This is a genomic window from Dactylosporangium sucinum, assembly GCF_014647515.1.
Lineage (GTDB): Bacteria > Actinomycetota > Actinomycetes > Mycobacteriales > Micromonosporaceae > Dactylosporangium > Dactylosporangium sucinum.
Genome location: NZ_BMPI01000052.1, coordinates 18,331 through 29,646 on the forward strand (window position 1 = coordinate 18,331; position 11,316 = coordinate 29,646).

The 11,316-nt window shown below is 72.3% G+C and carries 10 protein-coding genes; 5 read left to right on the forward strand and 5 right to left on the reverse strand.

Features of this window, described 5'->3' with window-relative positions:
- Together IEZ31_RS57185 and IEZ31_RS39210 are read right to left on the reverse strand one after the other, a co-directional pair.
- Positions 1–910: family 20 glycosylhydrolase (locus IEZ31_RS57185; protein ID WP_229836316.1), on the reverse strand; the 910-nt coding region annotated here is incomplete at its 3' end.
- Between the two features lie 613 nt (positions 911–1,523).
- On the reverse strand, positions 1,524–2,438 hold the full coding sequence (locus IEZ31_RS39210; RefSeq protein WP_190255174.1) for an NADP-dependent oxidoreductase: 915 nt from the start codon (positions 2,436–2,438) through the stop codon (positions 1,524–1,526).
- A gap of 89 nt (positions 2,439–2,527) precedes the next feature.
- On the opposite strand from IEZ31_RS39210, the gene IEZ31_RS39215 reads away from it, so the two are divergent.
- Both IEZ31_RS39215 and IEZ31_RS39220 read left to right on the forward strand, forming a co-directional pair.
- A complete protein-coding gene (locus IEZ31_RS39215) occupies positions 2,528–3,031 on the forward strand; it encodes a MarR family winged helix-turn-helix transcriptional regulator (RefSeq protein ID WP_229836318.1) in 504 nt (167 codons plus the stop codon).
- Positions 3,032–3,123: 92 nt separating this feature from the next.
- Entirely contained in the window at positions 3,124–3,771 is a 648-nt protein-coding gene (locus IEZ31_RS39220) for a LysE family translocator (RefSeq protein ID WP_229836320.1), read from the forward strand.
- 66 nt (positions 3,772–3,837) lie between these two features.
- On the opposite strand, the gene IEZ31_RS39225 is transcribed toward IEZ31_RS39220, so the two are convergent.
- Together IEZ31_RS39225 and IEZ31_RS39230 are read right to left on the reverse strand one after the other, a co-directional pair.
- Positions 3,838–5,595 (reverse strand): hypothetical protein, encoded by a 1,758-nt coding sequence (locus tag IEZ31_RS39225; protein WP_190255175.1) that lies wholly within the window; start codon positions 5,593–5,595, stop codon positions 3,838–3,840.
- On the reverse strand, positions 5,580–6,344 hold the full coding sequence (locus tag IEZ31_RS39230; RefSeq protein ID WP_190255176.1) for an ABC transporter ATP-binding protein: 765 nt from the start codon (positions 6,342–6,344) through the stop codon (positions 5,580–5,582). The genes IEZ31_RS39225 and IEZ31_RS39230 overlap by 16 nt, the downstream gene beginning before the upstream one ends.
- A gap of 241 nt (positions 6,345–6,585) precedes the next feature.
- On the opposite strand from IEZ31_RS39230, the gene IEZ31_RS39235 reads away from it, so the two are divergent.
- From IEZ31_RS39235 to IEZ31_RS39245, 3 genes are all read left to right on the forward strand, one after another.
- The gene (locus tag IEZ31_RS39235) at positions 6,586–8,124 is read left to right on the forward strand and encodes an alpha-L-arabinofuranosidase B (protein WP_190255177.1); all 1,539 of its coding nucleotides are present in this window, start codon (positions 6,586–6,588) and stop codon (positions 8,122–8,124) included.
- Between the two features lie 162 nt (positions 8,125–8,286).
- Positions 8,287–8,802 (forward strand): SigE family RNA polymerase sigma factor, encoded by a 516-nt coding sequence (locus IEZ31_RS39240; protein ID WP_190255207.1) that lies wholly within the window; start codon positions 8,287–8,289, stop codon positions 8,800–8,802.
- Positions 8,799–9,881: a hypothetical protein gene (locus tag IEZ31_RS39245; RefSeq protein WP_190255178.1), complete on the forward strand. Its 1,083-nt coding sequence runs from the start codon at positions 8,799–8,801 to the stop codon at positions 9,879–9,881. The genes IEZ31_RS39240 and IEZ31_RS39245 overlap by 4 nt, the downstream gene beginning before the upstream one ends.
- 8 nt (positions 9,882–9,889) lie before the next feature.
- On the opposite strand, the gene IEZ31_RS39250 is transcribed toward IEZ31_RS39245, so the two are convergent.
- Positions 9,890–11,272 carry a hypothetical protein gene (locus tag IEZ31_RS39250; RefSeq protein WP_190255179.1) on the reverse strand — a complete coding sequence of 461 codons (1,383 nt, stop codon included), beginning with the start codon at positions 11,270–11,272 and terminating at the stop codon, positions 9,890–9,892.
- Positions 11,273–11,316: the final 44 nt, after the last annotated feature.

An 11,316-nucleotide genomic window follows, 5' to 3' on the forward strand; every position in this document is an offset into this window, starting at 1 on the left:
CCTGTGTGCCGGTGTACCGGGCCGGCGCCACGCCGTTGCAGTTGAGCTGCGCGTAGGAGGCGAGTGCGGCGTTGGTGTGCCCGGGCATGTCGATCTCGGGAATGATCGTGATGTAGCGCTCGGCCGCGTAGTTCACGATCGCGGTGTAGTCCGCCTGGGTGTAGTAGCCGCCCGGCCCGCCGCCGACCTGCGTGCCACCGCCGTACACCGCGAGGTTCGGCCAGGAATTGACGGCGATCCGCCAGCCCTGGTCGTCGGACAGGTGCAGGTGCAGCACGTTGATCTTGTACAGGGCGATCTGGTCGAGGTACCGCTGGACCTGGGCCACGGTGAAGAAGTGCCGCGCGACGTCGAGCATCGCGCCACGGTGCGCGAACCGCGGATAGTCGACGATCTGCCCACCCGGCACCGGCCAGGGTCCGGGCTGGAGCGTCGCCGCGTCGGCGGCCACCGGCAGCAGTTGCCGCAGCGTCTGCACGCCGTGGAACAGCCCGGCGGGCTGGCTCGCCCGCACGGTGATCGCGCTCGCGGTGACGTCGAGTTGGTAGCCTTCGGCGCCGACGCCCGGCGCCGCGCCGGTGAGCAGCAGCGCGATCCCGTCGGTCGGGTTGGCGACGGTGGTGACGACCGGCAGCGGCAGCCCGGTGGAGACACGCAGCCGGGCCGCGAGCTGGTTGGCGATGGCCGCCGCCGGTGCGGAACCGGGCGCGGCGTAGATGGTGGTGGACGCGGTGATGCTGTAGCTGACCCCGGGCGTGGCGGTAGCCGTGACCGGGACCGGGACGACCGAGCTGAACGCGACCGCGGTCGCGGCGGCGGCGGGAGCGGTGGTGGCGGACAGCAGGGCGGCGACAACGCCGAGGCCGGTGAGGGCCCCGCCGAGTCGTCGCGGCAGGGAGGGGGTGGCCATGACGGTCCTCTCGCAGAACGCACCAGCCTGCCGACGGGTTCGCACCCGCCATCAGGCATTTGCATTTGACGATCCCCAGTTCAGCCAGGATGGCATGGGCCCGAGCAAAAGGCAAGGAGCTTTACAAATGGCGGTCCGGGGTCATGCCCGCAGGCTCTTGACCCACCGGACGGCGCGGCGGAGGCGGGCGCGCGACCCCCTGGATCTCTCCAGCGCCGATGGACCGGCGTCCCCGCACACACTGGGGGATGCGCGGGGCGACGCCGGGGGCCGGCACGGCCGCTGGGCCCAGCAAGCCGGCCGTCACGACCCATATACTGAGCGTCGCCGACGCCCGCGGCGTTACACCCTCGCCGGCCACCACTCGGTCACCCGTCGCGGCGCGCTGACCGCCCCGCCGTCCCGCCTCCGCGGCGCGGCCACGCTGGTGGCGTCGCCCCGCCGCGATCGGCGCCCCGGTGCTGGTGACGGCAAGATCAGGCCGAGCATGACAGCCTCCCCATGATCGATGGAGAGTTCTGGTCGCCATGACAGCCAGAAGTTGCCATCGATCATGGAATCGGCCGGCGGCGACGCGCCGCGATCCGACCGGCGCTGACGGAGGGGGCCCTGCTCAGACCGTGATCACCGTCTTGCCGGGCAACGTGCCGGCGTCGCTGCGAGCGTGGACCTCCGGCAGTTCCGCGAGCGGTACCCGGTCCGCCACGTGGAGGTGGAGCTTGCCCGCGTTGACCCGATCCACCAGGCCGGCGAGCTGGCCCGCGTCCGCGCGGACGTACATGTTGCTCGCCCGCACCCCGCGCGCCTCGTCGGCCACCGGTGAGGCGGTGGTGCTGATCAGCACGCCGCCGTCGGTGACCAGCGCGGTCAGGGCCGGCATGGCCTCCGGCGGCACCGGGGCGAAGTTCAGCACGACGTCGAACGGGCCGCTCGCCTCGTCGGCGGTCCGCCCGGCGACCGCGGCGCCGTAGCCCCGCACCCGGTCGGCGTTGCGCTCGCCCGCCGCGGCGACCACGGTGGCGCCGGCCTCGGCCGCCAGCTGCACCGCATAGCCGCCGACCGAGCCGCCCGCGCCCGTGACGAGCACGCGCTGGCCGGGCTTGACGCCGGCGTGCTCGTGCACCGCCTGCCAGGCCGTGAGGCCGGTGGCCGGCAGCGCCGCGGCGTCGGCGAGCGGCACCGCCGTGGGTGCGGCGGCGAGGGAGTCGGCCGGGGCCAGGACGTACTCGGCCGCGGCGCCCGGCTGCGTCATCGGCAGCAGCCCGACGACCCGGTCGCCGGCCTCGAACCCGGTGACGCCCTCGCCCAGCTCCGCCACGATGCCGGCGACGTCGATCCCCGGCGTGTACGGCAGGTCCACGGGGAACACCTGACGCAGGTACCCGGCGCGGATGGTCGCGTCGACCGGGTTGAACGACGTGCCGGCCACGCGCACGAGGACCTGCTCCGCGCCGGGGACGGGCCGCTCGACGTCGTCGAGCTGGAGCGTCTCGGCGTCGCCGTGCCGGTGGTACCGAATGGCTTTCATCGCGCTCTCCTTCGCTCCGAAGATGCTTCGAATTCGAAGCACGCGACGACTATAGCTTGCTTCGAATTCGAAGCAAGTAAACTTCGGGTGTGAGCCCCGAGACAGCGCCGCTGGATGCCGAGCAGCTGGCCGCGTACTTCGCGCTGATGGAGGTCAGCACCCTGCTCCAGCACGCCGTCGACGAGCACCTGCGCGCGGACGGCGACCTGAGCAACGTCCAGTTCCAGATCCTCATGCGCCTGAGCGGCGCCCCCGAGGGCCGGCTACGGATGACCGACCTGGCCGACGGCGTCGTGTACAGCCGCAGCGGCCTCACCTACCAGGCCGGCCTGCTGGAGCAGCGCGGCCTGATCACCCGCTCCCCGGCCCCGGACGACGAGCGCAGCGTGATCGTGGCCGTCACCGGCGCGGGCCGCGACCTCATCGCCCGGGTCCTCCCCGGCCACATCCGGGTCGTCCGCCGGCTGCTGTTCGACTCGCTCCAGGCCACGGACGTCGAGGTCCTCGGCGCCGTGCTGGGCCGCGTCCGCGACCACATGCGCGCCGCCCCGCCCCGCTCCGCGAGGCCCCGCACCCGCCGCGCCAAGCCCTGAGGACAGCCCGGCATCCGGATGCGCGGCGGACCGCACCGCACCGGCCGACTGGCCGAAAAGGCGCTGGAGGTGCGAGCCCGTCCCGTGGTTGCATGATCCTCATGGTGTCTGCCGACCGCCTGCTCGCCTTCGCAGCCATGTCGTTCCTGCTGATCCTGATACCTGGACCCAGCGTGCTGTTCGTGATCGGACGGGCGCTGGCGCACGGGCGCCGCGCCGCGCTGACCACGGTGGTGGGGAACACGCTCGGCGCATGCATGCTCGTGGCGGCCGTGGCCCTGGGGATCGGGTCCGTCGTGGAGCGCTCGGTCGTCGTCTTCACGGCACTCAAGTTGGCGGGAGCCGCCTACCTGGTGTACCTCGGCGTCAAGGCGTGGCGGGAGCGTGACGCGATGCATGCCTCCTTCGCCGACGCCGAGCCGGCGCACAGTGGCCTGCGCACCTTCTGGGAGGGGTTCACGGTCGGTGTATCGAACCCGAAGACCATCGTGTTCTTCGCGGCCGTGCTTCCGCAGTTCGTCGACCGCGCTCAGGGGCATGTCGCGGTGCAGCTGCTGGTGCTCGGCCTGATCTTCAACGCCATCGCCGTCGTCTCCGACAGCGTGTGGGGGCTGGTCGCGGCCACCGCACGGGACTGGTTCGCCAGCTCACCGCGACGGCTTTCCCTGGTCGGCGGGGTCGGTGGGCTCACCCTGATCGGGCTCGGCGTCACTGTGGCCGTCACCGGACGCAAGGACTGAACCCGCCCAGCCGCGCAGGCGCTGCCCCTGACGGGGACAGCGCCTGGTCGAGCACCTCGGAGCCGGTCAGGCGCCGGCCGGCTCGGCGGAGTGCTTCGGGCGGAGCAGCCAGGCGGCGGTGCCGTACATCGCCAGGCCCAGGGCGATGAACGCGGCCGCGACCGGGTAGCGCAGGCCGGCCGGCACATACGTCGCGAGGAACCAGGAGTGGCGCAGCATGCCGTTGCTCACGAACACCGCGGCGACGACGCCCTGCGGGATCAGCGGGATCGCGCCGAAGCTGCAGCACCAGATCACGAGCTGCCGCTTCGGGCGGCTCAGCTCGGCGAGCCGGGCGCTCACCGCCGGCTGGCCCGACCGGCTCTCCGGCTTGCGGCCGGTGCGCATGGTGTCGAGCAGCTCCGGGCCGTGCGAGCGCAGCCGCCGGTCGGCGAGCCGACCGAATCCCCAGTAGTAGAGCGCACCGCTCACCACGCCGACGAGGACGCCGGGCCAGCCGAGCCAGAGCACCGCCAGCACCGCCGGAGCCCCGGCAGCGACGACCAGCGCGAGCATCAGGTAGGCGAGGCCGGTGAGGCCGCCGTCGTCCTCGCTGGTGCGCAGCGGGTTGCCGGCCCGGCGGTGCGGGTCGGTGCCGGGCACCAGTGCGGTCACCGAGATGAGCGGCACCAGGCCGGCCGCGCCGCCCAGCACCGCCGGGAGCAGCGCGAGGACCAGCGGCCAGGGACCGCCCGCGATCGCGGTGAGCCCGACGGTCAGCACGACCGCGATCGGGCCCTGCGTCGAGAGCCAGGCCAGCTGCCGGCCGCGGACGTCGGTCGCCCCCGGCGTCATCAGCGTCAGCCAGAGCGCGGTGCCGTCGATGCCGTAGAGGTTGGCGGCCATGGCGGCGGCCATCGCGACGAAGATCGGCCCCGCGTACGGCAGCATCCCGTCCCAGCCGATAAGCAGCGGGCTGGCCGCGAAGCAGACGCCGTAGGCCAGCGCGAACGCGAGCTGGTGGTTGCGCACCAGGTCGCGGGCCCAGGTGCGCAGCTCCTTGGCGACGACGGCGCCCTCGGCCGTGCCGGCCGTGATCGGCCGGCGGCCGCGGCCCGACACCCGGGTGCTGCCGGCCCGCCGGCTGAGCAGCGCCGCCCACGCGCCGAGCAGCGCCAGCACCAGCGCCACGAGCGCGCCCAGGGCCCACCACCGGCCGCGGACGGCGAGCAGGCCCCAGCCCGACGGGAGATACCACACCGCGTCGGGCGTGCCGGTCGTGCCGAACACCGCCATGAACACCCAGATCTGCCCGAGCGCGGCGAGGATCGCGCCGTTGACCAGCCCGGAGCCGATGGCGCCGAGCCGCGAGCGCAGCGTGAGGCCGACGAGCGCCACCGACACCTTGGACAGCAGCACGAACACGGCCAGCTGCAGGGCCATCGCCGGCAGGGCGACCAGGGCGTTGACGACGCCGATCCGCGCACCGGCGACGAGCAGCCCGAGCGAGGCGACCAGGCTGACGAACGGCGCGACGCCCACGAACGCGCCGGCCAGCAGGCCGACCGCGAGGCGCCGGGCGGGCAGTCCGAGCATCCCGAAATACTCCGGGCGAAGCGTCTCGTCGCCGCCGCCCATGAACACCGGCCCGAGCATCCAGCCAAGCAGCCAGACCGCGTAGCCGGCGGCGAGCAGCTCGGGGCTCGCGAAGGCCAGGTAGACCGTGCCGGCCGCGAGCAGGAGCCCCAGCACCGCCCCGGTGCCGGCCGCCTGCCCCCGCTGCCCCCGGTAGGCGTGCCGCAGGACGGCGATCTTCATCTGCGCCATGGTCAACGCGACAGCCACGACAGCTCCTTGACTCCGGTCCGCTCGCCGCCGACGAGCCCGACGAACGTGTCTTCGAGGGATTGCGCGCCGCGCACGTCGTCCAGCGGCCCGGCCGCGACGACCCGCCCGGCGTCGACCACGGCGACGTGGTCGCAGAGCTGCTCGACGAGCGCCATCACGTGGCTGGACAGCACGATCGAGCCGCCGCCGGCGACGAACCCGCGCAGGATGGTCTTGATGGTGGCGGCCGAGACCGGGTCGACGGCCTCGAACGGCTCGTCGAGCACCAGCAGCCGCGGCGCATGCAGCAGTGCGGTGGCGAGCCCGATCTTCTTCCGCATGCCGGTCGAGTATTCGATGATGAGCGTCCGCTCGGCGGTGTCGAGCTCCAGCACGTCGAGCAACTCGTCCGCGCGCCGGGCGACGACGTCCTTCGGCAGCCCGCGCAGCAGGCCGAGGTAGGTGAGCGCCTCGCGCCCGGTCAGCCGCTCCGGCATGGCCAGCCCGTCGGGCAGCACGCCGACGAGGGCCTTGGCCTGCGTGGGCGCCGCCCAGACGTCGGCGCCGAAGATCCGCGCGCCGCCCCCGTCGGGCCGGAGCAGGCCGACGGCCATCGACAGGGTGGTGGTCTTGCCGGCCCCGTTCTGCCCGACCAGGCCGAAGAAGGAGCCGGGCGGGACGTCGAGGTCGACGGCGTCGACGGCGACCTTGTCGCCGAATCGCTTGGTGAGCGCCCGGATCTCCAGCGCTGGTGTCTGCTGTGGCATGCCTTCGAAGGTATGGATTCCCGCCCGCCGACACAGTAGAGGTGGGTACCGACTTCGGGGTGGAGAAAACTACACCCCACCCGATCGATGTCCGTACATCGGCGATGGACGCTCTCCGCGGCGGTATTCGTGCCAATCGTGTTATCGCTAACATGTGCCATTAACAACGCGTTATGGCGATCTCGTGTGACCGCTAGCATCGATTCCGATCAGTTCACCGCACCGCCAACCGGAGGACTCGATGGGAATGAGAAGACGGGCCGCGACACTGGCCGCCGCGGCCACGCTCGTCGCCGGCATCGCGATCGCGCCGACGACGGCCCAGGCCGCGACGTCGCAGCCGTGCGACATCTACGCCGCGGGCGGGACGCCGTGCGTCGCCGCGCACAGCACGACCCGGGCGCTCTACGGCACGTACAACGGAGCGCTGTACCAGGTGCGCCGCGCCTCGGACAACACCACGCGCGACATCGGCCTGCTCAGCGCCGGCGGCTACGTGGACGCGGCCGCGCAGGACTCGTTCTGCAGCGGTACCTCATGCGTCATCACGATCATCTATGACCAGTCCGGCCGGAACAACCGGCTCACCCAGGCGCCGCCCGGCGGGTTCAACGGGCCGGCGGCGGGCGGATACGACAACCTCGCCAACGCGACCGCGGCACCGATCACGGTCGGCGGCCACAAGGCCTACGGCGTCTTCGTCGCGCCCGGCACCGGCTACCGCAACAACAACACGAACGGCGTCGCGACCGGCGACCAGCCCGAGGGCATGTACGCCATCTTCGACGGCACCCATTACAACGCCGGTTGCTGCTTCGACTACGGCAACGCCGAGCGCAACAGCCGCGACAACGGCAACGGGACGATGGAGGCCATCTACTTCGGCAACATCAAGGCGTGGGGATACGGCACGGGCAACGGCCCGTGGGTCATGGCCGACCTCGAGAACGGCCTGTTCTCGGGCGTGAATCCCGGCTACAACGCCAATGACCCGACGGTCAACCACCGGTTCCTGACCGCCATCGTGAAGGGCGAGCCGAACCACTGGTCGATCCGCGCCGGCAACGCGCAGTCGGGCGGCCTTTCCACGTACTACAACGGCGCCCGCCCGAACGCCGCCGGCTACAACCCGATGAAGAAGGAAGGCGCCATCATCCTCGGCATCGGCGGCGACAACAGCAACAGTTCGGCCGGCACCTTCTACGAGGGCGTGATGACGTCCGGCTATCCGTCGGACGCCACCGAGAACTCGGTGCAGGCCAACATCACGGCGGCCGGATACGCGCCCGGGTCGAGCAGCAACGGCCTGCTGACCCCGGGGACGAACATCTCGCTGCGCGCCACGACGGCGTGCTGCACCACGCGGTACATCACCCATTCCGGCGCCACCGTGAGCACCGCCGTCGTCACCTCGTCCAGCTCCTCGACGGACAAGTCCAACGCGTCGTGGACGGTCCGCGCGGGCCTGGCCGACAGCGCCTGCGTCTCGTTCGAGTCCCGCAACACCGCGGGCAGTTTCCTGCGGCACCAGAATTACCAGTTGTACCTCCACGCGAACGACAACAGCGCCCTGTTCAAGTCGGACGCGACCTTCTGCCCGCAGTCCGGCATGAACGGCCAGGGCAACTCCTTCGCGTCCCAGAACTTCTCGACGCGCTACATCCGCCACTACAACAACAACGTGTACATCGCCAGCAACGGCGGATCGAACGCCTTCGACGCCACTTCGCTGTGGGCGGACGACGTGAGCTGGGTCGTGACGGGCGCCTGGACCCCGTAGCCGCGCCGCCGGCCCGCTCCGTGATCGAGGGAAGGACCTGGTTGCCCGAGCAGCCGGGTCCTTCCCTCGATCATGGAGAAGCGCCGATGCCCGGACGCCGCTCGACAATGCAACAGAACGGCCGGCTCGCGGCGTGGTCCCAGGTGGGAAGGAGGCGGCGTGATCAGCTTCGACGACTACGTGCGCCTGCGCGGCGAACGGCTCGTGCGACTGGCCCGGGTGCTGGTGCGCGACCGGTACCTTGCCGAGGACCTCGTTCAGGAGGTCCTCGGCAAGGCGTACGCGCGCTGGGACCGCATCTCGCGCGTGGACGACCTGGACATGTACCTGCGCCGCATGCTGGTCAACGGGCACATCTCCTGGCGCCGCAAGCGCTCCTCGTCGGAGGTCGCCACCGACATCCCGACCTTCTACCCCGACCGCAGCGACGGGGCGGACATCGGCACCGAGACCGCCGAGCGCGACGCGGCCTGGCGGCTGATCGCCGACCTTCCGCCGAAGCAGCGGGCCACCCTCGTGCTGCGGTACTACGAGGACCTCGACGACGCGACCATCGCCGGCATCCTGCGGTGCTCTCCGGTGACCGTCCGCACGCAGGCCATGCGGGCCCTGGCCACGCTCCGCGCGCGGCTCGGCGCCACGCCGGCCCTGAACAGGAAGGGGGACACGCTGCGATGAACGACATCGATCCGATCTTCGTGTCCGCGCTCCGGGAGCGGGCCGAGGGTGCCGTCCACGTCGAGCAACTGCTCGCCGCCTCCCGCCGCCGCGGGGTGCGCCGGGTGCGCACGCGCCGGGCCCTCCTCACCGCCGGCGCCGCCACCGCCGTGCTGGCCGTCGCGCTGACCGCCACGCTGGTCCCGCGGCCGCACACGAGCCCGCCGCCGAGCACGACCACGTCGTCGGCCCAGCCGCCGTCCCCCAGCCCCAGCGCCAGCGCCCCGCCGCTGCACCGCCCGGCGGTGAACACGAGCCTGGCGCCGCTCAAGGGCGCCGGCAAGCTCGGCGAGGGCCTGCAGATCCACCTCGACACGGTGGACCCGGCGGCGACCCAGCTGTTCTGGACGTCGAGCGAGGAACTGGAGGCCATGCAGGTCTTCCGCGGTGGCGAGTCGTCGGCCGCGCCGTACAACGCCTACCAGGTGGAGATCCGCCGCGGCGACGCCGGCTTCCACGACAGCGTGCCGGACAACGCGAAGACCGAAGACCTCACGGTCGACGGTCGACCGGCGACGCTTGATTACACCCAGAACATGGCGAGGCTGCGCTGGATTCTGTACGCGTCCACGGACGCGCAGGTGCGCATCCAGTTCCGCGACGCACCCGTCACCGTCGAGACCGTCCGCGCGTCGGTCCTCGAGGTTGCCTCCTGGCTCCGCATCGACCACGTCCTGACCTGCGCGGTGCCGTTCCGCCTCACCTGGGCGCCGCAGGGGGCCCGCACCGACGGCTGCGGCACGTCGACCGGCACCGGCCCGCTGCCGGACTCCGCCGAGCAGACGGCATGGATCGCGCTCCCGGTCGGCGACTCGATCGGGATCACGGCCTTCCCGCGCGGCGCCACCAATGCGGTCGAGCCGAACGCGACGTACGCCGGCCACCCGATCGAGAAGGGCCCGGACGTCTGGAAGATCGAGATCGCCGGCCGCACCTACGGCCTGCTACCAGCCACGTCCAGACTGACCGACGAGCAGCTGTCGCGCATCCTCACCAGCATCGAACCCGCCGGCCCCACCATCGACCCCCTGGCCCGCTGACCGCTGCGTCAGGGGTCGCGGCGGGCGAGGTCGACGCGGATCCGGCCGCCGGTGCAGTCCGCCACGACGGCGGCGAAGGTCGACCACTCGGGGCGGCTGAGGTGGTTCGCGTCGGCCACGTACCGGCGCGGGCCGTCGTCCACCAGCGCGAACAGCGACACGACTGGGTCGAGGCCCTGCGTGTCGAAGAGCAGTTCGCGCACGTGGGCCCACTCGACGGCGAGGTGCTCGGTCCAGCCGTCGGCGGGCCGCACCGACCGCCGATGGGCGACGAGCCGCTCGCGGTCGACGGTGAGCCGCACGTGCCGGGTCGTGATCACGCGGGGCCCGGCCGGCCGCGCTTCGGACGCGCGGAACGTCGAGCGCTCCTCCGGGGAGGTCCGCTGCCGCGGCACTTCGGCGCCCGTCGATGACGGCCGAGCCGGCACCATCAACGCGAGATCGACCAACGTATGCACCAGCCGTAGCACCTCGCGCGGCTCGATCACCCGCCCCGGCTCGCCCGCGTACACCAACTCCCCGTCGTCGACCTGAAACCCCCGCAGCCCGGCCGCCGCGGCGGCAGCCAGCACGGCCGGCGTCAGATACCGCGAAGCCAGATCGCCGTCGGCACTCACCACCCGCAGCCCGCCGCCCGGAGCACCACCCACCGGCTCCCACGGCCGCACCTCGTCGAGCACGATCGGCGTCCCCACCGGCCCGGCCACCGCCCGCGGCACCGGCGGAGCCGCGTTCAACGCGACCCGCACCACGGTCCGCCGCGTCTGCAGGTGCCGCCTCGGCGAGAAGCCCCTCGATGCCATGACATCGAGCACCACGAACGCCCGCCCGCGCCACTCCCCCGTCACGACACCGTCCGTCGTCAGCGTGACGATCCCCTTGTACCGCCGGCTCCAGCCTCGAACCGACTCGCCCGACCCACCGCGGTACCGCCACCCATTGGCGCGGGCGAGTGTCTTGCGGGTCTCGACCGTCCCGCCCGCCGCCCGCGACCGCGGCAGGGCGGCGTGCGACGCCCACGAGCCCACGAACACGGCGACGGCGATCCCGGCCGCGAACAGCAGCCAGCCGACGACCGGCGTGGTGAGCTGCCCGGCACGGATCGCGACAATCGTCAATCCCAGGAACACATGGATGCCGGTGCAGTCCTGCATCGGCCGCCCCGCGGTCGTGTGCGAGTCGTGCCACGTGCGCCCGTGCGGCGTGGGCCTGCTGTTGACGGCCCGCCCGACGAGGTACTGCAGCAACGCACCGACGACGGCCCACCCGATCCCGGCCCACAGGATGGTGTCACCGGGCAGCCGCAGCGCGTCGACGATCACCCCGCCGATCGCGATCGACGCGACCGCGATCACGTACGTGAGCCAGCCCCACCCCGCGAAGACAATCATCGACGTCAGCGTACGCGCCGGGGGCCGCTGACACGCACCGTCAA